Source organism: Bradyrhizobium sp. CCGB20 (assembly GCF_024199855.1).
GTDB lineage: Bacteria > Pseudomonadota > Alphaproteobacteria > Rhizobiales > Xanthobacteraceae > Bradyrhizobium.
Window position 1 is genome coordinate 2,394,261 of sequence record NZ_JANADN010000001.1, and the last position, 20,656, is coordinate 2,414,916.

Here is a 20,656-nt window from a genome sequence, read left to right on the forward strand (position 1 = left end):
CGGCGTTGGTTCCTGGCGCGGCGCCGAATCGCTGAAGGCCTGACTACTTCCGCAGCAGCTCGCTGAGCGCGGCCGTCGCTTCGGCGCAACGGATGTCGTCGATCTCGCGCGACAGGCTGAGCGCGCTCGATCTGAGCTCCTCGAGCCTCCAGCTCTCCGGATGCTGGCTTTCGAGCTGGCCGAGGCGCTTGTTGAGGTCGTCCAGTCTCGATTGGAGCTGCCCGATGCTGGCGGCTCCATTCACTTTCCAAACGCGTTGTGCACGCATCGTAGTTCCCCTGCTAGTCTCACGGCGTTGTGAGAGCGGTTCATGGCCGGAATGGGAGTTTGTTTTGTCCGGCTTCAGACAGTTGGGAACCGTTGCAGATTGGCAACGAAAGTTCCCTGCTTGGGTGTGCATCTACCGGCAACTGCGAGACAGGCCAGAAGAGGCACGGAACTTGATTGTGCGCCGTCGACAAGCCAACAAAGGAAAGACGCGTGGGAAGATTTGTGAATGTCGCGGCCGGCCAACTTGGCCCGGTTGCGAGAAGCGAGACGAGAACCGCGGTTGTGGCGCGTCTGATGGCCTTGATGCGCCAGGCGAAGGCCAACGGCTGTGACCTGATCGTCTATCCCGAGCTCGCGCTGACCACTTTCTTTCCGCGCTGGTATTTCGAGGATCAGGCCGAGATCGACAGCTTCTTCGAGCGCGAGATGCCGGGGGTGGAAACGCAGGTCCTGTTCGACCTCGCGCGCGAGATCGGCATCGGATTCTATCTCGGCTATGCCGAGCTGACGGTTGAGGCCGGAACTGTCAGGCGCTACAACACCTCCATCCTCGTCGACAAGGGCGGCGCCATCGTCGCGAAATACCGCAAGGTTCATTTGCCCGGCCATGCCGGGCACGAGCCGTGGCGCGAATTTCAGCATCTGGAAAAACGCTATTTCGAGCCCGGCAGCGGTTTTGGTGTCGTCGATGCCTTCGGCGGCTTGATGGGGATGGCGATCTGCAACGACCGCCGCTGGAGCGAGACCTACCGGGTGATGGGCTTGCAGGGCGTCGAGATGGTGATGATCGGCTACAACACGCCGGTGCACAATCCGCCCGCGCCGGAGCACGACGATCTCTCGCTCTTCCACAATCATCTCGTCATGCAGTCCGGCGCGTACCAGAACGGCACCTTCGTGGTCGGCGTCGCCAAGGCCGGTATCGAGGAGGGCGTCGACCACATCGGCGGCAGCTGCATCATCGCACCCTCCGGCGAGATCATCGCGAGATGCACGACCAAGGGCGACGAGATCGCGCTGGCCCGCTGCGATCTCGATCTCTGCAATTCCTACAAGCGCACGACGTTCAATTTCGACGTTCACCGCCAGCCGGGGGCGTATGGGATGATCGTCCAACGGAAGGGGGTGACGACTTTGGCCGACGGCACGCCGGTGCGGCCGAAGGGGTGAGGCTCTTGTAGCCCGGGTGAGCGTAGCGACACCCGGGACCCCACTCGCAAAGAGCCCGGATGCCGCTGCGCTCATCCGGGCTACAGGCTTTGCATTGCCCGACGACGGGCAAAACACCTGTAGCCTGTCAATCCGTCCGCCAAGAAATATTCCACTTTACCGAAATTCGGAATCGGCGTATGTGTCCGCCCATCCCGGCTCGATCTTGAGGGGCGATCTCGTGTCGTGACTATCGAGAGCCGGGTTGCGGTGGACGCAGCAGCGTCGGGCGCGAGGCTAAGGGCAGGGCGGATTGCTCTCCGTGAGCCCTGAGGCTTCGTGCGGACGAACGGCGCTGTCAGGTTCGTCTCGCCAGTATTTCGATGGCAACGTGCACAACGCCGTCGAACCCTGTGGCGCCAACGGACGTGCGTACGGCAAAACCGTGTGGTCCTGGCCGTCGTTGCTACGGTCAAGCTCTTGCGGAGGCGGCAGTCGCGTCAACCGGCGCGGTGCCGGTTAATTCTGCGAGGGTGAGGGAGGCCAGAAGGAACTCGGCTCCCGGGAGAGCACGGCATAAGCCGTCCAACCACTGCGCAGGGAAGGCCGCGTGTTGGGCTTCACCTGTATGCCGTTGTGCGGTCTCCTTGCGCTACACTTCGCGCAGCGGACCGCGGGTGCCGCCGGCACCCGGCCTTCCCTGCGCCCTCTTGGATATGAGGGCGGTGAGACGAAGCAAAGCTCGGGCGAAATGCGCCGCGAGGATGCGAAGGTGTGTCTGCGTCCGGCCATTCGCCGTCATCGCCCGGCTTGACCGGGCGATCCAGTATTCCAGAGGCGGTCGTAATTGAGCCGAGAAGCCGCAGTGTACTGGATTCCCCGCTTTCGCGGGGAATGACAGTGGTATTTGGCGAACGAGACCGATGCCCCTCGCTCCGTCATTGCGAGCAGCTCTTGCGACGAAGCAATCCAGAAACCCGTCGCGGAAGGATTCTGGATTGCTTCGCTGCGCTCGCAATGACGATGTGGAGAGAGCGTGCCAAACACCCCGGCATCGTAGGGTGGGCAAAGCGAAGCGTGCCCCACGCATTTTGCGCTGCATCGCCGGAATCGTGGGCACGGTGCTTTGCGCCTTTGCTCACCCTATGGCACCTCGCTCTATCACCGTCACTCCCGCGCAATGGCGAAACTACAGCGTCATTGTCGTCGTGCGCCCCATCACAACCAGGTGTCTTGATTCGGAAACGGTCATTCCCTATTATGCCGCAATGCAAAAAGCCGCCCGCCGCTCCCTGCCTGCTGCCCAGCCGCCCGGCCGTCCCCGGGAGTTCGATATGGACACCGCCCTCGACGGCGCGGTGCGGGTGTTTTGCGAGCGCGGCTATCATGCCACCTCGATCGGAGATCTCACCGCCGCGATGCAGCTCGCCACCGGCAGCGTCTACAAGGCGTTTCGCGACAAGCACGCCGTGTTCCTCGCCGCCTTCGAGCGTTACGCGACGGTGCGCCGGGAGCAGACCCGCGGCGCGGCCGCGCGCGGTGCCAACGGCCGCGACCGTGTGGGTCTTGTGCTGCTGTCCTATGTCGAGCGCTCTCAGGGCAGCGAAGGGCGCCGCGGCTGCATCGTGGTCGGCAGCGCCGTCGAGCTGTCGGCGGTCGATCCGGTGATCCGCGCCCGCGTGACCGCGCAGCTCAAGACCAACGAAAGCTTCATCGCCGGCCTCATCCGCGAGGGCCAGGCCGACGGTTCGATTCCCGCCCATATCGCGGCCGAGGACACCGCGCGGCTGATGATCTGCATGACGCAGGGTCTGCGCGTCGTCGGAAAGGCGCGCCTGCCGCTCGACGGCGAGCGCCTGGTCGGCGTCGCGATGAAGCTGCTCGCCTGAATTCTTGTCTTATTAGGGAATGATCATTCCCTATCACTGGAGTCTGTTGGAATGACGATGAATGCCACGATCGAGACCGCGCCCGGACCGGATGCGGTGTCGCAGCGACTGACCTTCGTGCTTGCCGCGGCCTGTGGCATGGTCGCCGCCAACATCTATTATGCCCAGCCGCTGATCGCCCCGATCAGCGCCGCGCTCGGCCTCTCGCATGCGGCAGCGGGGCTGATCGTCACCATGACGCAGATCGGCTACGGCGTGGGGCTCCTCTTCATCGTGCCGCTCGGCGACCTCGTCGAGAACCGCGCGCTGATCTGCTCCGTCATCATGCTGGGCGCCGCCGCGCTGCTTGCCGCCGCATTCGCCACCCACGCGCTGCCGTTCCTGATCGCGGCGCTGTTCATCGGGCTCGGCTCGGTCGCGGTGCAGATCATCATTCCCTATGCGGCGCATCTGGCGCCGGAAGCCATCCGCGGCCGCGTCGTCGGCAACGTCTCGACCGGATTGATGCTCGGCATTATGCTGGCGCGGCCGGTGTCGAGCTTCGTCACCGCGGCATTGTCGTGGCACGCGGTGTTCTTCATCTCCGCCGCGCTGATGATCGTGCTCGCCGCCGTGCTGTTGACCACGCTGCCGAAGCGCAAGCCGGTCGCGCGCATGCATTACGGCACGCTGCTGCTGTCGATGCCGCATCTGGCCCGGACCACGCCGCTACTTCGGCGCCGTGCGCTCTATCAGGCGAGCCTGTTTGGCGCCTTCACGCTGTTCTGGACGGTGGCGCCGCTCCAGCTCGCCAGCGCGTTCGGCTTCTCCCAACGCGGCATCGCGCTGTTCGCCCTGGCCGGCGTCGCCGGCGTGTTCGCGGCCCCGATCGCGGGACGGCTCGCCGACCGCGGCCATAGCCGCATCGCGACGCTGGTCGCCATGCTGCTCGCTGCTGCCGGCTTCCTCGTGACCTATATCGGTGCGGCCGGCTCGATGCTGAATCTCGCCTGCCTGGTCGTGGCCGCGATCGCCATCGATATCGGTGTGCAGGGCAATGTCGTGCTCGGCTTCCGCGCCATCTTCGTGCTCGGGCACGAGCAGCGCAGCCGCCTCAACGGCCTCTATATGGCGACGTTCTTCGCGGCCGGCGCTGCCGGCTCCGCGGTCGGCGCCTGGGCCTTCGCGCAAGGCGGCTGGGTGCTGGCGTCGGCCATTGGCCTTGCATTGCCCGTCGGGGGCCTGATCTATGCGGCCACCGAATAGCGGTACGATCGTGCCCATGGCCGTTTACCAAGCCCTGGATACGCAGTCCTGCACCGTGCGATTTCCATCTCGCGGTTTCCCGGCGGCTGTAGTACTTTGGTCGCAAGGCCCGGTTAACGGGCGGCAGGGGGAGGCTGATGAGGCGTACGGGACTGGTTGGCGTACCGCGGGTACGGCCATGGTCGTGGCAGGCGTTTCTGCTCGGATTTGTCGTCGTCGCAATGTCGGCCGTGCTTCAGGGCGCCTGCGTCGCGCTCGGCGCCAAGCTCTATTTCGCGGCCTTCCTGCCCAGCCTGTTCGTGCTCGGGATTATCGCGGGCGCGCCGGCGGCGGCGTTCGCCGCGCTGCTGACGATTCCGCTGGTGTGGTGGGCGTTCATCCCGCCGTTCTTCCAGTTCATGCCATTGACCAGCGCGGGCGCGGATTCCATCAACCTGTTCTGCCTGCTCGCGGCGCTCCTGATCGGCCTTGCCGATCTCTGCCGCGAGACGATGGCCATGATCAGCCGCGGCGGGCTGAAGCCCTCGGGCGAGAGCGCGGCAACGAATTCGCAATAAACGTGCTTCGCGCGGAAGCCGCGCGTTGCGCCCGCGCAACAGTCCGGCAACCATCCGCGAGCTTGGTGCGCGCCGCTAACTTTTCGAAAAAGATTTGGCCGCAGTTTCTCCCCCGGGAATGACGAGGGAGTTTTCGACATGAACGGCCAAATGAGTGGTCACGCCATCTTTGAGAATGTGCGCCGCTATCGCGGCATCGCATCGCTCTACCGCCAGACCGCAGCATTCCGCCCGGGTCAGCGTTGGTCGCTGCTGGAGCAGGCGAGCGAGTGGGAAGCGCGGGCGCTGTCGGAGCTGGAAGCCTATTTCGCCGCGCGCGCGGACTACGCCGCCCCGCTCGCGGCCTGATCGTTAACCATCAGGATCGTGAGACCAGGGGCGGGCACCATAACTGTCCACCCCAGGCGCGGACTGCGATCTCGCGTGGTGGATTGATCAGAACCGGTAGCTCGCCTGAACCTTCACCGTGCGGCCCTGACCGGGCGAGATGTTGTTGTTGCCGTCGGCGGATGCCCAATAGCCGCGGTTGAAGATGTTCTCGATCGTGAGCTGCGCGCGCCAGTTGGCGTCGATCGTGGCGTAGACGCCGGCATCGAAGCGCACGAAGCTCGGCAGTCTCACCGTGTCGTCCGACGATGCAAAGGAATCGCCGAAATAGATGATGCCGAGCGCGGCCGCCCACATCGGCGTGAACTGGTACTTGTTCCACCAGGCGAATTGATTGTACGGCACGAGCTGCACGCGATTGCCCGGTACCACGGTCGCCGAGGTCGCGCTGGTGATCTTCGCATCGGTATAGGCATAGCCGAGCGAGGACTGCCATTGCTCGGTGATGTAGCCGACGAGACTCGCCTCGAAGCCGCGCGTCAGCGTGCTGCCGGATGGCAGGAAGAAGCCGGGATTGTTGCCGTCGGCGATCGGCTGGTTGGTGCGGTTGAGATTGTAGATCGCGGTCGAGAACAGCAGCTTCGGGCTGATATTCCACTTCATGCCGACCTCGGTGTTCTCGAACTTCTGCGGCTGGAGGATCAGCGTGCCGTCGTTGAGCGAGGAGAACTGGTCGCCGGAGGCAGGCAAATAGGAGATGCTGTAGGCGGTGTAGACCGACATGCTCTGCATCGGCTTGAGGATCACGGCCGCCTGCGGCGACACCAGATTGTCGGTGCGGTTGCGGTTGAGGTTGGTGTTCATGTCGAGCGCCGACATCTCGAAGCGGTCGAAGCGTGCGCCGGCAATGAACTGGAGCGCGCGCGAGAATTCGATCGTGTCGCGCAGATAGCCGGACTCGACATTCAGCCGGTACTTGCTGTTGGAGTCCGGCGTCGTGACGCCATCACCATTCACGCCGGTAGCGTGGTGGATGAAGGTCACCGGCCCAAAGTAGGTCGGCGCGAACGGGTTCTGGACGATGGTGTTGGTGCCGTTCGGGAAGACGCCGGTGTTGCGGATGTCGACGCCGCTCTGGCGGCCGAACTCGGTGCCGAAGCCGAAGGTGTGCGCGATCGGCCCGGTCCAACCCTTGTAGGTGAAGTCGGTCTGGTTGAAGACATTGTCGCGGTTGGTCGTGTGCTGGTAGGCGCCGAGATTGACTGCGGTATCGGCCGGGTTCACGGCGCCCGCGAGCGGCCCGCCGGTCGGATAGACGTTCTGGTAGAACTTCTGGTAGTCGGCCGCCATCGTGCCGTTGCGGACCGACAGTCCATTCTGGAAGTCGTGCTCGATGATCGCCATGCCGGTCTGCACCGTCGCCTGCGCCGTATTGAGGCTCGGGCTGCCGAAGAAGGTCTGGAGATTTCCGTTCGGCGCGAACGGCGTCGTCGGATTGAAGCGGGTGACGCCGCCCGGAAGGCTCTGCGAGGGATTGCCGCGATCGGCGGTGCGGCCGTCGTGGTAATATTCGTAGGAGAGCCTGACCTTGGTGAAGTCATCAGGCTTCAGCGTGACGGTCGGATTGATGCCGTAGCGCTCGAGATGATTGAAGTCGCGGAACGCATCGCTGCCCTCGTAGAATACGTTCAGCCGCGCCGCCGCGCTCTCGTTGATGGCCTGGCCTGCGTCGAGCGAAACGCGGCGGTCGCCCCATGATCCCGTCTGCGCGGTGGCCTGGTAGATGCGGGTGCCGTCAGCCTCCTTGAGGGTGCGATTGAGCACGCCGCCGCCTGCGCCGCGGCCGAAGGTGAGTGCGCTCGGGCCCTTCAGCACCTCGATGCTCTGCGCGTTGTACAAGTCGCGGAAGTACTGCACGTCATCGCGAAAACCGTTGACGAAGAAGTTCGCGCTGGAATCGACGCCGCGGATGACGAGCTCGTCGCGGTTGCCTTCGCCCTGGTGGACGGCGACGCTCGGGACATAGCGGGTCACGTCGGTCAGGCCCTGATAGTTCTGGTCGCGGATCTGCTCATGCGTGATGACGGACAGCGATTGCGGGATGTCGACGATCGGCGTGTTGGACTTGGTGGCGACGGAGGTGCTGTTGGCGTAATAGCCGACCGTCCCGGTGCGCGCGTCCTGCGATGGCGCGAAGGGCACGGGCGCGGCCGTGGTCTCGGGCCGCCGCGCGGTCTGCGTCCGGCGCGTCCGTGCGCCGCTCGACCGGCGCGCGGCCGGGGAAGGATTGGAGCGGCGCTGCGCTTCCGGCGCGGTCACGGTGACCGACGGAATCGTCACGCCTGGCGCAGGCGAGGATTGTGCGTAGGCCTGCGAGCCGGCGAAGAACGCCGCTGATGTCATCAGCGCGGTCAAGACGCCTCCGACCCCCGAGACCTTGCGCGTGGAAATGTAGTTCGCGGCAGACAAAAGCTCTCCCGCGGCGGCGATGCGGCTCATCGCGCCCTCCCTCAACTCTGCAAAACTCGCCCGGATTCCCCATTGCGTGGCCGGATGCGGGGCAAGGCGCATCCGTGCACACGAGTCACTGCGTGCATGAACACGGTGACCGTGCGGCCATTCCGCACAGAGCGATTTGAATCGTTCGAAACTGGTCGGGTTCCGCGAGCGCAGTGCGGACAGCACCTGTGGCGACTACGGAGTTTCCCTGCCGGCCGCGTATGATAGCAACGTGCCCGTCCAGACATCCGACGTTGGCCGGGGCAGAGATGACCACCTTCAACCGCATCTTCACGACGGAGCGTTTGCTCCAGATCATCGTCATCCTGGCCGCGACGATCGCGATGAAGCTGATGAGCTGAACTTCGGCGGGCTATTGCGCGCCGAATTCGGGCACGTCGGGCAGATAGTTCGAGCCCTCGGAGCCCAGGAAATCGAACATCGCCTGTGCCGGCGGCAGCAGCACCTTGTCGCTGCGGCGGATCACGTACCACTGCCGGACGATCGGCAGGCCGGCGACGTCGAGCACGATGAGGCGGCCTTCAGCAAGCTCATGCGCCACCGTGTGGGCCGAGATGAAGGCAATGCCGAGCCCGGCAATGACCGCCTGCTTGATGGTCTCGTTGCTGCTCATCTCCATGCCGATGATCGGCTCGAGATCCGACTTCTGGAACATGCCCTCCATCAGCGTGCGCGTGCCGGAGCCCGGCTCGCGGGTGAGGAAGGTCTCGTGCACGAGGTCGGTGAGGCTGAGGCCTGAATCCTTCTCCAGCCAATGCCCCTTGCGCGCGACGATGATGTGCGGATTGCGCCCGAGCTGACGCACGTCGACGCTGACGTCGGCCGGTGGCCGACCCATCACCGCGAAATCGAGATCGTAGCCGTGCATGGCCTCGCGGATGTCCTCGCGATTGCCGATGGTGAGCTTGATCTCGATCTTCGGATGCCGCTTCGAGAACGCCGCGATGGCATGCGGCACGAAGTATTTCGCGGTCGAGACCGCGCCGAGATGCACCGTGCCGCCGGTCCGCCCGGCGAGCAGATCGAGCGCGCCCTGGCAGTCCGTGATCGCGGCCTCGACGCGCTCGGCGAGCGCCAGCACCTCCCGGCCTGCCTCCGTCAACAGCATGCCGTCGCCGGTCCGCTGCACCAGCGGCAGGCCGGCGAGGTCCTGAAGCTGCCGGAGCTGCTGGGTGACCGCCGGCTGAGTCAGGCCGAGCTGGCTCGAGGCCGCGGTGACGCTGCCCTTCGCCGAGAGTGCCGCGAGCGAGCGAAGCTGCCGGATCGTCAGATGCCGGAGCTGGGCCGCCGCATGGCCGGGGCCATTATAAGAAAATTCTTTGACGGTCATTATGATTAGAAATTTTCCTTATTAAGCCGCCCCTGTCAATCTCATCGTGCTGGGACTGACCGCACCGACCTCCCGCGGGGAGGGAACTGGATGCGGCGCCAGCAAGGGGATGGACGCAGATGACCGGGCAACTCAGGCTGGACGACCACCTTCAGCGGTACTCCGAGACCGCGCCCCATGCGCTGGCCGTGGCCGCCGCAGTCGATGCCATCGCGGCGGCTGCGATCGAGATCGCCGACCTCATCGCCACCGGTGATCTCGCGGACGCATCGGGCCTGACCACCGGCCGCAACAGCGACGGCGATCTCCAGCGCGATCTCGACGTGCGGGCGGATGCCATCCTGCGCCGCTGTCTCGGCAAGCTGCCGATCGCAGCGCTGGCGTCGGAGGAGATGCGCGAGGCGCAAATCGGCGACCGCGAAGCAAAAATCTGCGTTGCGATCGATCCGCTCGACGGCTCCTCCAACATCGACATCAACATGACCGTCGGCACGATCTTCTCGATCCTGCCCGCGCCGGATGACCTGTCTCTCGCCTTCCATCAGCGCGGCTCGGCGCAGCTTGCCGCGGGGTTCGTCACTTACGGGCCACAGACCTCGCTGGTGCTGACGCTCGGCGACGGCGTCGACATCTTCACGCTCGACCGCAAGGCGGGCTGCTTCCGCCTCGCGCGCAGCGCCGTGCAGATCTCCGAGACGTGCGAAGAGTTTGCGATCAACGCCTCGAACCGCCGCCACTGGGATTCGCCGGTCCGCGCCTTCGTCGACGAATGTCTTGCCGGCGTCGAAGGGCCCGCCAACCACAATTTCAACATGCGCTGGATCGGCTCACTGGTCGCGGACGCCTATCGCATCCTCACTCGCAGCGGTGTGTTCCTCTATCCGTCGGACGCGCGCCCCGGCTACGGCGACGGGCGCCTGCGCCTGACCTACGAGGCGCACCCGATGGCGATGATCGTCGAACAGGCAGGCGGCTCGGCTTCGACTGGACGTGAGCGCATCCTCGACCTCTCGGCGCAAAGCCTGCACCAGCGCGTGCCGCTGATCATGGGCTCGAGCAACGAGGTGCGGCGCGTCGAGGAATTGCACTGCGATCCGCTGCTTGTCGCAAGCGTCTCCGCACCGCTGTTCGCGCGGCGCGGCTTCTTCCGGCTGTGAGCGAGGCATTCCATGTCCAGGAAGCATCCGATCATCTCCATCACCGGCTCCTCCGGCGCCGGCACCACCTCGGTCAAGAAGACCTTCGAGCAGATATTCTTCCGCGAGAAGGTCAACGCCGTCTACATCGAGGGCGACGCCTTCCATCGCTATGACCGCGCCGAGATGCGCGCGCAGATGGCGAAGGAGGCCGATCGCGGCAACAAGCATTTCAGTCATTTCAGCCCCGAGACCAACCTGTTCGAGGAGCTGGAGCGGGCCTTCCGCGACTATGGCGAGACCGGCACCGCGACGACGCGGCACTATGTCCACGATGCCGAGGAGTCCGCACTGCACGGCGCGGCTCCGGGCACCTTCACCGAATGGGAAAGGTTGCCGGAGAATTCGGACCTGCTGTTCTACGAGGGCCTGCACGGCGCCGTCGTCACCGACAAGGTCAATGTCGCGCGCTACGCCGATCTCAAGATCGGTGTCGTGCCGGTCATCAATCTCGAATGGATTCAGAAGCTGCACCGCGACCGCAGCGCGCGCGGCTATTCGACCGAGGCCGTCACCGACACCATTCTGCGGCGGATGCCCGACTACATCCACTACATCTGCCCGCAATTCACCGAGACCGACATCAACTTCCAGCGCGTGCCGACGGTGGACACGTCCAATCCGTTCATCGCGCGCTGGATCCCGACGCCGGACGAATCGATGGTGGTGATCCGCTTCAAGAACCCGCGCGGCATCGACTTCCCCTATCTGCTCTCGATGCTGCCGCACAGTTTCATGTCACGCGCGAATTCGATCGTGTGTCCCGGAGCCAAGCTGGATCTGGCGATGCAGCTCATTCTGACACCGCTGATCATGCAGCTGATCGAGCGCAAACGCAGCTTGAAGTGAACAAGGAGAGAATCCGATGAATATCTCCGTCCATGCCGAAGCCGACCTCTATGCCGTCGCGCATAGCGATCTCGCCAATGCTGTCCGCTTCCTCGCGGTCGACGCCATCGAGACCTCGCAATCGGGCCACCCCGGCCTGCCTATGGGCATGGCCGACGTCGCGACCGTGCTGTTCTCGCGCTTCCTGAAGTTCGACTCGGCTCACCCGAACTGGCCGGATCGCGACCGTTTTGTGCTCTCGGCCGGCCACGGCTCGATGCTGCTCTATGCGCTGCTGCATCTCACCGGCGGCGATGTCAGCCTCGACGACATCAAGGCCTTCAGGCAATGGGGCTCGAAGACGCCGGGACACCCGGAATACGGCCACACGCCGGGTGTCGAGACCACCACGGGCCCGCTGGGGCAGGGGATTGCGACGGCTGTCGGCATGGCGCTCGCCGAGCGCATGGCCAATGCACGGCATGGCGACGGCCTCGTCGATCACTTCACTTATGTGATCGCCGGTGACGGCTGCCTGATGGAGGGCATCAGCCAGGAGGCGATCTCGCTCGCGGGCCACCTCCAGCTCGGTCGGCTGATCGTGCTGTTCGACGACAACGGCATCTCCATCGACGGCCCGACCTCGCTTGCGACATCGGACGACCAGCTCGCGCGCTTCGCCGCCTCCGGCTGGTCGGTCCGCCGGGTCGACGGGCACGATGCCGAAGCCGTTGCGCAGGCGATTGCCGAAGAGCGGGAGAGCACAAAGCCATCACTGATCGCCTGCCGCACCATCATCGGTTATGGCGCGCCGGACCGCCAGGGCACCGAAAAGGCGCATGGCGCGCCGCTCGGCACCGAGCAGACGGCGGCGGCGCGCCGGACCCTTGGCTGGGACTATCAGCCCTTCGTGGTGCCGATCCCGATCCTGAAGGCATGGCGGATGATCGGACAGCGTGGGCAGGTCGAGCGTCTCGCCTGGCTCGACCGCTATGAATGCGCGACGCCCGAGCAGCGCGACCTCTTCATCGAGGGCAAGGCGGTTGCCCTGCCGGACGCCTATGCCCAGGCGGCGGCGAAATTGCGCGAGCGCTTTGCCACCGAGCGTCCGAAGCTCGCGACGCGGCAGGCCTCGCAACAGGTGCTCGACGGCATCGCCGGGACCATTCCCGGATTTGTTGGCGGCTCGGCGGACCTGACCCATTCGAACCTGACGCATGCCAAGGTGCAGACCCCGGTCAAGCGCGACGCATTCGCCGGCGACTACATCCATTACGGCATCCGTGAGCACGGCATGGCAGCGGCGATGAACGGCCTCGCGCTGCACGGTGGGTTCATTCCCTATGGCGGCACGTTCCTCGCCTTCTCCGACTACAGCCGGCCGGCGATCCGCCTTGCGGCCCTGATGCGGCTGCGCGTCATCCATGTGATGACCCACGACTCCATTGGCCTCGGCGAGGACGGTCCGACGCACCAGCCGGTCGAGCATCTCGCGGCGCTCCGCGTCATTCCGAACTTGCTCGTGTTTCGCCCGGCCGATGCGGTCGAGACGCTGGAATCCTGGGACTGCGCGCTCAAGGCCGAGGATCGCCCCTCCGTGCTCTGCCTGTCGCGTCAGGCGCTGCCGACATTCCGCAGCGACGTGCGCGGCAGGAACCGTGTCGCGCGCGGCGCCTATCTCATCGTCTCGCCGGACGGTGGTCGCGACGTCACGTTGATGGCGACCGGCTCGGAAGTCTCGATCGCGCTGGAAGCCGCCCGCCTGCTCGCAACCGAGCACGTCCGCGCGGCCGTGGTGTCCGCGCCGTGCTTCGCGCTGTTCGAGGAACAGCCAGAGGACTACCGCGCCGCCGTGCTCGGCACTGCGCCGCGCGTCGGGATCGAGGCCGCCATCGCCGGCGATTGGCATCGCTGGATCGGTGCTGACGGCGAATTCGTCGGCATGCGCGGCTTTGGCGCCTCGGCACCGGCGCCGGTGCTCTACCGCGAATTTGGCATCACGTCGCAAAGCGTTGCGGAAGCCGCCCGCCGGGCGATTGCCCGCAAGAGACAATAAGGAGGACTATTCGTGGCCCGTATCACCCTTCGTCAGCTGCTCGATCATGCCGCCACCCATGGCTACGCGGTGCCGGCGTTCAACATCAACAACATGGAGCAGGGCATCGCGATCATGCAGGCGGCGGCCGAGGTCGACGCGCCCGTCATCATCCAGGCCTCGCGCGGTGCGCGCAGCTATGCCGGCGATCTCATGCTCTCGCACATGATCGACGCGCTGGAGCGGACCTATCCCGACATTCCGCTCTGTATGCACCAGGACCACGGCAATGACGAGGCGACCTGCGCCTCCGCCATCGCGCATGGCTTCACCTCGGTCATGATGGACGGCTCGCTGAAGGCCGACGCCAAAACGGCGGCCGACTACGACTACAATGTCGCGATCACCCGCCGTGTCGTCGATCTCGCCCATTGGACCGGAGCCTCCGTCGAAGGCGAGCTCGGCGTGCTCGGCTCGCTCGAGCATGGCGGCGGCGAACAGGAGGATGGTCATGGCGTCGAGGGCAAGGTCAGCCACGACCAGCTCCTGACCGATCCCGATCAGGCCGTCGACTTCGTTCGAGCCACCAAGGTCGATGCACTCGCAATCGCGATGGGTACGTCTCACGGCGCCTACAAGTTCAGCCGCAAGCCGGATGGCGACATCCTGGCAATGCGGGTGGTCGAAGAAATTCATCACCGGCTGCCGAACACGCATCTCGTGATGCACGGCTCCTCCTCGGTGCCGCAACCGCTCCAGGACATGTTCAACCAGTTCGGCGGGGAGATGCCGCAGACCTGGGGCGTGCCGGTCGAGGAGATCGTGCGCGGCATCAAGAGCGGCGTGCGCAAGGTCAATATCGACACCGACTGCCGCCTGGCGATGACCGCGGTGTTCCGCAAGGTCGCGGCGCAAAGCCGCAACGAGTTCGATCCGCGCAAATTCCTGAAGCCCGCAATGGACGCGATGCGCGACCTCTGCCGCGACCGTTTCGAGCAGTTCGGCACCGCAGGCCACGCCAGCCGGATCAAGGTCGTTCCCTTGAGCGAGATGGCGCGGCGGTACCGCGCGGGCGAGCTCGATCCGCGCATCGACGCGCGCGAGCCGGTCGCGGCCTAATCATTCAGAGAGAGAAGAGCAGGAGAGAGCCATGAATGCACACGCAGGAACCGTCCGCGGCAAGGAAAGATATCGCTCGGGCGTGATGGAATACAAGCGCATGGGCTATTGGGAGCCGGACTACACGCCGAGGGACACCGATGTCATCGCGCTGTTCCGCGTGACGCCGCAGGACGGCGTGGATCCGATCGAGGCGTCAGCGGCCGTCGCCGGCGAATCCTCGACCGCGACCTGGACCGTGGTGTGGACCGATCGTCTGACCGCCGCAGAGAAGTATCGCGCCAAATGCTACCGCGTCGATCCGGTGCCGGGCACGCCAGGCTCGTACTTCGCCTACATCGCCTATGATCTCGACCTGTTCGAGCCGGGCTCGATCGCCAACCTTTCGGCTTCGATCATCGGCAACGTGTTCGGCTTCAAGCCGCTGAAGGCGCTGCGCCTGGAGGACATGCGCTTCCCGGTTGCCTATGTGAAGACGTTCCAGGGACCGGCGACCGGCATCGTGGTCGAGCGTGAGCGGCTCGACAAGTTCGGCCGGCCGCTGCTGGGCGCGACGGTGAAGCCGAAGCTCGGCTTGTCCGGGCGTAACTACGGCCGCGTGGTCTACGAGGCGCTGAAGGGCGGGCTCGACTTCACCAAGGACGACGAGAACATCAACTCGCAGCCCTTCATGCACTGGCGCGACCGGTTCCTCTATTGCATGGAGGCGGTGAACCGCGCGCAGGCGGCGTCCGGCGAGGTGAAGGGCACGTACCTGAACGTCACCGCGGGGACGATGGAGGACATGTACGAGCGCGCGGAGTTCGCGAAGGAGCTCGGCTCGTGCATCGTCATGATCGACCTCGTGATCGGCTACACCGCGATCCAGTCCATGGCGAAATGGGCGCGGCGCAACGACATGATCCTGCATCTGCACCGCGCCGGTCACTCGACCTATACGCGGCAGAAGAGCCACGGCGTGTCGTTCCGCGTCATCGCTAAATGGATGCGGCTCGCCGGCGTCGACCACATCCACGCCGGCACGGTGGTCGGCAAGCTCGAAGGCGATCCCAACACCACGCGCGGCTATTACGACGTCTGCCGCGAGGAGTTCAATCCGACCAGGCTCGAGCACGGCATCTTCTTCGACCAGTCCTGGGCGAGCCTCAACAAGATGATGCCGGTCGCCTCCGGCGGCATCCATGCCGGCCAGATGCACCAGCTGCTCGATCTGCTCGGCGAGGACGTCGTGCTGCAATTCGGCGGCGGCACCATCGGCCATCCCATGGGCATTGCGGCCGGCGCGATCGCCAACCGCGTGGCGCTGGAGGCGATGATCCTCGCCCGCAACGAGGGCCGCGACTACGTCCATGAAGGTCCGGAGATCCTGGCCAGGGCGGCGGAGACCTGCACGCCGCTGAAGGCCGCGCTCGAGGTCTGGAAGGACGTCACCTTCAACTATCAATCGACCGACACGCCGGACTTCGTGCCGACCGCGCTGGAAACCGTTTGAGGAGATGAGACATGAAACTGACCCAGGGCTGCTTCTCGTTCCTGCCTGATCTGACGGACGACCAGATCTATAAGCAGGTGCAGTATTGCCTGACCAACGGCTGGGCGGTGAATATCGAGTTCACCGACGATCCGCATCCCCGCAGCACCTATTGGGAGATGTGGGGCCTGCCGATGTTCGACCTCCAGGACGCCGCCGGCGTGATGATGGAGCTCGCCGAGTGCCGCAGGGTCTACGGCGACCGCTACATCCGCGCCAGTGGTTTCGATTCCAGCCATGGCTGGGAATCGGTGCGGATCTCGTTCCTCGTCAACCGCCCGCCGCAGGAAGCCGAGTTCGAGCTGGTGCGGCAGGAGGTGGGCGGACGGGCGATCCGCTACACCACCGTGCGCCGGCCGGCCGCGCACGCGTCGACCTAGTCATTCTCCTCCGCGCGGAGCACTCCCTGCTCCGTTTTCCTTGGCGGACCACTGCTTCGCCGCTCCCCCCGCGGCGAAGCTCTTTTCTTCGAGGTGCCCATGCTGGATGTTCCCCACGCAACCACTACTGAAAGCAGCGAGACCAGTTTCGATCTCCGCAAGGAGGCCGAGGCGGCCGGGATCACCGACACGCTGCAACAGCTCGAGCAGGAGCTGATCGGCCTGAAGCCGGTCAAGAACCGGGTGCGCCAGATCGCATCGCTGCTGCTGATCGAGCGCATCCGTCAGCGCGCGGGACTGGCCTCAGCGCCGCCGACGCTGCACATGTCGTTCACCGGCAATCCCGGTACCGGAAAGACCACCGTGGCGCTGCGGATGGCAAAGATCCTGCACGGCCTCGGCTTCGTGCGGCGCGGGCAGGTGATCTCGGTGACGCGCGACGATCTCGTCGGGCAATATATTGGCCACACCGCGCCGAAAACGAAAGAGATATTGAAGAAGGCAATGGGCGGCGTGCTGTTCATCGACGAGGCCTATTATCTGCATCGCCCCGACAACGAGCGCGATTACGGCCAGGAGGCGATCGAGATCCTGCTCCAGGTGATGGAGAATCAGCGTGAGGACCTCGTCGTGATCCTCGCCGGCTATGGCGAGCGGATGACGAGCTTCTTTGCCTCCAACCCGGGCTTCCGTTCGCGCATCGCCCATCACATCGAATTTCCGGATTATGCGGAAGCCGAGCTGCTTGTCATCGCCGAGCTGATGCTGAAGGAGCGGGGCTATCGCTTCTCGGCCGCCGCGCGCGAGGCGTTCGAGAAATACATCGCGCTGCGCCGGACCCAGCCGTTCTTCTCCAATGCGCGCTCGATCCGCAATGCGGTCGATCGTATCCGCCTCCGGCAGGCCGATCGCCTCGTGTCCGATCTCAACCGTATGCTCGATGTCGCCGATCTCGAAACGATCGATCCGGCGGATGTCCTTGCGAGCCGCGTCTTCAGCGGTGGTGCGGACGCGCAGGGGAGTGCGAAGCCATGACGAGAGAAATCCTCATCGCGCCCTCGATCCTGGCCGCCGATTTCGCGCGCCTCGGCGAGGAGATCACGGCTGTTGATGCTGCCGGCGCCGACTGGATCCACTGCGACGTCATGGACGGACACTTCGTGCCGAACATCAGTTATGGCGCCGACGTCATCAAGGCGGTCCGGCCGGCGACGTCGAAGATCTTTGACGTGCATCTGATGATCGCGCCGGCCGATCCCTATCTGGAGGCGTTCGCAAAAGCAGGCGCCGACGTCATCACCGTTCATGCCGAAGCGGGCCCGCATCTCGATCGCTCGCTCCAGGCCATCCGCGCACTCGGCAAGAAGGCCGGCGTCAGCCTGTGTCCGGCTACTCCGGAAGCTGCGATCGAATACGTGCTTGATCGGCTCGACCTCGTGCTGGTGATGACGGTCAATCCCGGCTTCGGCGGCCAGTCCTTCCTCGACTCCCAGATCGAGAAGATCAGGCGCGTTCGAAGCATGATCGGCGACCGGCCGATCCGGCTCGAGGTCGATGGCGGCATTACGCGCGACAATGCCGCCGCTGTGGCTGCCGCGGGCGCCGACACCCTCGTGGCTGGTTCGGCCGTGTTCCGCGGCAAGAGCAGCGCCGATTATGCAGGCAACATCGCCGCCATCCGCGCGGCTGCGGAAGCCGGCAGGGTTCCGAAGCTGCAACATGGTTCAGCGCAAACGATGCGAGCCGGCGAGACCGCGCTCGTCCGGTAGAATACGACAAAAGGCGCGGCGAGAGCCGGCGTCAGCTGGTTGTGCCAGGGTGTGCCACCTTCTCCGGGGTTCCACTGATAATGCTGAAAAAAGCGATCAGCTCCTTCAGGCCGGGGTAACCAACGCGTCCGAGACGAAGGTTCGATTAACGGCCACGCAAGGCTGTGCCTCTCAATCTGCGGTTTAGCAACGCTGAGAGAGCGCGGGGATGCGGATCGAAGACATCTGCGGGCATGAGGCCCGCACGCGGCGTGGAGCGATGGCATGAGCATGCATCGCCTGTTCGCCGAGCAGCTTCGCTGTGCCACCGACGCGACCGGGCAGGTCGATCTCGTCAAGCTGGGCGAGTTCGTCAGCGCGGCCTATGAGGCGAGTGACCGCGATCGCCGGCGGATGACCGACGCACGCACGCAGACGCATGACCAGGCCGAGGAAGACCTGCTGCGGACCCGCGAGTTCCTCGACACCATCGTCGAGAATATCCCGATCGCAGTTTTTGCAAAGCGTGCGAAGGATTCGCGCTACATCCTGCTGAACCGCGCCGGCGAACACTATTACGGCCTGCCGCGCGAACAGATGCTGGGCAGGACGCCCGAGGAGATTTTTCCGGCCGACGTCGCCCGCATGGTCAAAGAGCAGGATCGTCGTGTCGTCGCCACCGGCATGCCGATGTTCCTCGAGGAGCACCTGCTCGAAGTCGGCATCAAGGGCCACGACCGCGTCGTCAATTCGCGCAAGATGCTGATCACGGACGGCGCCGGCGATCCGCAATATCTGGTCGGTATCATCGAGGACGTCACCGAGCGCATCACCACCCAGGAACGCATCAGCCACCTTGCCCAGCATGATGCGCTGACCGACCTGCCGAACCGCAGCGCCTTCAATGCGGCGCTGAGCGAGCGGCTGGAACGGGCGCAGGAGGCGTCGGCCAACTTTGCCGTGCTCAGCCTCGATCTCGATCGCTTCAAGGAGGTCAACGACGTGTTCGGCCATCCCGTCGGCGACATGCTGATGCGGGCTGCGGCCGAGCGCCTTGCCGCGGAAGCCGATGGTGCCTTCGTCGCCCGCATCGGCGGTGACGAGTTCATGGTCCTGATGCCGGACGATGTCTGCCGCGAAGCGGTCCTGGCGCTCGGCGAACGCCTGGTCGAGGCGATCGGCAACGAGCTCGAGGTCGACGACTATCTCTCCCATGTCGGCCTGAGCGTCGGCATCGCGCTCTATCCGGATGACGGCGTGGATGCGGCAACGCTGCTCGCCAACGCCGATTCCGCACTTTATCGCGCCAAGCGGGAGGGCCGGGGCACGGTGCGCTTCTTCGAATTCGAGATGGACCGGGAGCTGCGCGACCGCAGGCTGCTGTTGCACGATCTGCGGCAAGCGGTGGAGCAGAACCAGTTGCTCGTCTACTTCCAGCCGCAGGCGCGGATGGACGGTGAGATCATCGGTTTCGAGGCGCTGCTGCGCTGGAACCATCCAACGCGCGGTTTCGTGCCGCCGGACCAGTTCATTCCAATGGCCGAGGAGAACGGGCTGATCATCCAGATCGGCGAATGGGTCTTGCGCGAAGCATGCCGCGAAGCCGCCTCCTGGCCGCGGCCGTTGCAGGTCGCGGTCAACCTGTCGCCGGTCCAGTTCCAGGCCGGTGACCTCGAACGCTCCATCCACCAGATCCTGCTGGAGACGGGGCTCGCGCCGACGCGGCTCGAGGTCGAGATCACCGAGGGCGTGCTGATCGGCGATTTCACTCGCGCGCTCAATCTGCTGCGCCGGCTGAAGGCGCTAGGCATCCGCATCGCGATGGACGATTTCGGCACCGGCTATTCCTCGTTGTCCTATCTGCAGTCGTTCCCGTTCGACAAGATCAAGATCGACCGCAGTTTCATCTCCGATCTCGAAGCGACGCCGCAATCGGCCGAGATCGTTCGCGCGGTCCTGAGCCTCGCGCATGCCTTGCACATTCCGGTCGTCGCGGAAGGAGTGGAGACGGAGGCGCAACGGGCCTTCCTGGCACGAGAGGCCTGTGAAGAGATGCAAGGCTATCTCATCGGCCGGCCGGAGCCGATCGAACGGTATCTCGAACTGATCGGCATCACCGTCGAGCGCCGCCGCTACGCCTAGCATCCCCTCCGGGTTCCACGCTCGGGTGCTCCGATAGGAACCAATGCGGGCCTGCGCGTTTGCTGGACGTTAACCCAGGTTGGTCGGGACTTCGCACGCAGCAAATGTTTTGCATAACCGCCATCGGCCTGACGCAAATCGGGGCAATAAGCTCAGTCAATGCGAGGGAGGGTCTCATGGAGAACGTACGTCGCTACCGCGCGCTGGCCTCTCTCTGTCGTCAGCAGGCGGCCTATCGGCCGCTCCAGAACTGGCAACTCCTTGGCCAGGCCGAACATTTCGAATATCTCGCAGAAGTCGCACTGAAGGCACATTTCGACGCGTGCAACGCGCAACGCGAAGACGACGCCATCGCAGCTGCGCAATGGGAAACCCCCGCCGCGGCGTGAG

The 20,656-nt window shown here is 64.9% G+C and carries 18 protein-coding genes; 15 read left to right on the forward strand and 3 right to left on the reverse strand.

What is annotated here, in order from left to right; all coding sequences use genetic code 11:
• Positions 1-43: 43 nt before the first annotated feature.
• Complete coding sequence (locus NLM15_RS10920; protein WP_254116957.1) at positions 44-268, reverse strand: hypothetical protein; 225 nt, start codon at positions 266-268, stop codon at positions 44-46.
• Positions 269-480: 212 nt separating this feature from the next.
• Here NLM15_RS10920 and NLM15_RS10925 point away from each other — a divergent pair, with 212 nt between their 5' ends.
• From NLM15_RS10925 to NLM15_RS10945, 5 genes are all read left to right on the forward strand, one after another.
• Positions 481-1,440 carry an N-carbamoyl-D-amino-acid hydrolase gene (locus NLM15_RS10925; RefSeq protein WP_254116958.1) on the forward strand — a complete coding sequence of 320 codons (960 nt, stop codon included), beginning with the start codon at positions 481-483 and terminating at the stop codon, positions 1,438-1,440.
• A 1,313-nt stretch (positions 1,441-2,753) separates the two neighbouring features.
• Positions 2,754-3,308, forward strand: a complete 555-nt coding sequence (locus NLM15_RS10930; RefSeq protein ID WP_254116959.1) for a TetR/AcrR family transcriptional regulator — start codon at positions 2,754-2,756, stop codon at positions 3,306-3,308.
• 51 nt (positions 3,309-3,359) lie between these two features.
• On the forward strand, positions 3,360-4,553 hold the full coding sequence (locus tag NLM15_RS10935) for an MFS transporter (protein ID WP_254116960.1): 1,194 nt from the start codon (positions 3,360-3,362) through the stop codon (positions 4,551-4,553).
• Between the two features lie 137 nt (positions 4,554-4,690).
• Positions 4,691-5,110, forward strand: coding sequence for a DUF4118 domain-containing protein (locus NLM15_RS10940; protein WP_254116961.1), 420 nt, complete (start codon positions 4,691-4,693; stop codon positions 5,108-5,110).
• A 138-nt stretch (positions 5,111-5,248) separates the two neighbouring features.
• Entirely contained in the window at positions 5,249-5,458 is a 210-nt protein-coding gene (locus NLM15_RS10945; protein ID WP_254116962.1) for a hypothetical protein, read from the forward strand.
• An 87-nt stretch (positions 5,459-5,545) separates the two neighbouring features.
• Here NLM15_RS10945 and NLM15_RS10950 read toward each other — a convergent pair whose 3' ends face one another.
• Positions 5,546-7,936: a TonB-dependent siderophore receptor gene (locus NLM15_RS10950; protein WP_254116963.1), complete on the reverse strand. Its 2,391-nt coding sequence runs from the start codon at positions 7,934-7,936 to the stop codon at positions 5,546-5,548.
• 373 nt (positions 7,937-8,309) lie between these two features.
• A complete protein-coding gene (locus NLM15_RS10955) occupies positions 8,310-9,287 on the reverse strand; it encodes a LysR family transcriptional regulator (RefSeq protein ID WP_254116964.1) in 978 nt (325 codons plus the stop codon).
• Positions 9,288-9,406: 119 nt separating this feature from the next.
• Here NLM15_RS10955 and NLM15_RS10960 point away from each other — a divergent pair, with 119 nt between their 5' ends.
• The 10 genes from NLM15_RS10960 to NLM15_RS11005 all read left to right on the forward strand — a co-directional run bounded on the left by NLM15_RS10960 (position 9,407) and on the right by NLM15_RS11005 (position 20,655).
• A complete protein-coding gene (locus NLM15_RS10960; protein WP_254116965.1) occupies positions 9,407-10,444 on the forward strand; it encodes a class 1 fructose-bisphosphatase in 1,038 nt (345 codons plus the stop codon).
• 12 nt (positions 10,445-10,456) lie between these two features.
• Entirely contained in the window at positions 10,457-11,332 is an 876-nt protein-coding gene (locus tag NLM15_RS10965) for a phosphoribulokinase (RefSeq protein ID WP_254116966.1), read from the forward strand.
• A 16-nt stretch (positions 11,333-11,348) separates the two neighbouring features.
• Positions 11,349-13,367, forward strand: coding sequence for a transketolase (gene tkt, locus NLM15_RS10970; protein WP_254116967.1), 2,019 nt, complete (start codon positions 11,349-11,351; stop codon positions 13,365-13,367).
• 12 nt (positions 13,368-13,379) lie between these two features.
• On the forward strand, positions 13,380-14,465 hold the full coding sequence (gene fba / locus NLM15_RS10975) for a class II fructose-bisphosphate aldolase (RefSeq protein WP_254116968.1): 1,086 nt from the start codon (positions 13,380-13,382) through the stop codon (positions 14,463-14,465).
• A 31-nt stretch (positions 14,466-14,496) separates the two neighbouring features.
• A complete protein-coding gene (locus tag NLM15_RS10980; RefSeq protein WP_254116969.1) occupies positions 14,497-15,957 on the forward strand; it encodes a form I ribulose bisphosphate carboxylase large subunit in 1,461 nt (486 codons plus the stop codon).
• An 11-nt stretch (positions 15,958-15,968) separates the two neighbouring features.
• Positions 15,969-16,376, forward strand: coding sequence for a ribulose bisphosphate carboxylase small subunit (locus tag NLM15_RS10985; RefSeq protein ID WP_254116970.1), 408 nt, complete (start codon positions 15,969-15,971; stop codon positions 16,374-16,376).
• A 99-nt stretch (positions 16,377-16,475) separates the two neighbouring features.
• Entirely contained in the window at positions 16,476-17,411 is a 936-nt protein-coding gene (gene cbbX / locus NLM15_RS10990) for a CbbX protein (protein WP_254116971.1), read from the forward strand.
• Positions 17,408-18,145, forward strand: a complete 738-nt coding sequence (gene rpe / locus NLM15_RS10995; protein WP_254116972.1) for a ribulose-phosphate 3-epimerase — start codon at positions 17,408-17,410, stop codon at positions 18,143-18,145. Before cbbX ends, rpe begins: the two co-directional genes overlap by 4 nt.
• Positions 18,146-18,409: 264 nt before the next feature.
• The gene (locus NLM15_RS11000) at positions 18,410-20,266 is read left to right on the forward strand and encodes a bifunctional diguanylate cyclase/phosphodiesterase (protein WP_254116973.1); all 1,857 of its coding nucleotides are present in this window, start codon (positions 18,410-18,412) and stop codon (positions 20,264-20,266) included.
• A gap of 176 nt (positions 20,267-20,442) precedes the next feature.
• Positions 20,443-20,655 (forward strand): hypothetical protein, encoded by a 213-nt coding sequence (locus tag NLM15_RS11005; RefSeq protein WP_254116974.1) that lies wholly within the window; start codon positions 20,443-20,445, stop codon positions 20,653-20,655.
• Position 20,656 lies beyond the last annotated feature (1 nt).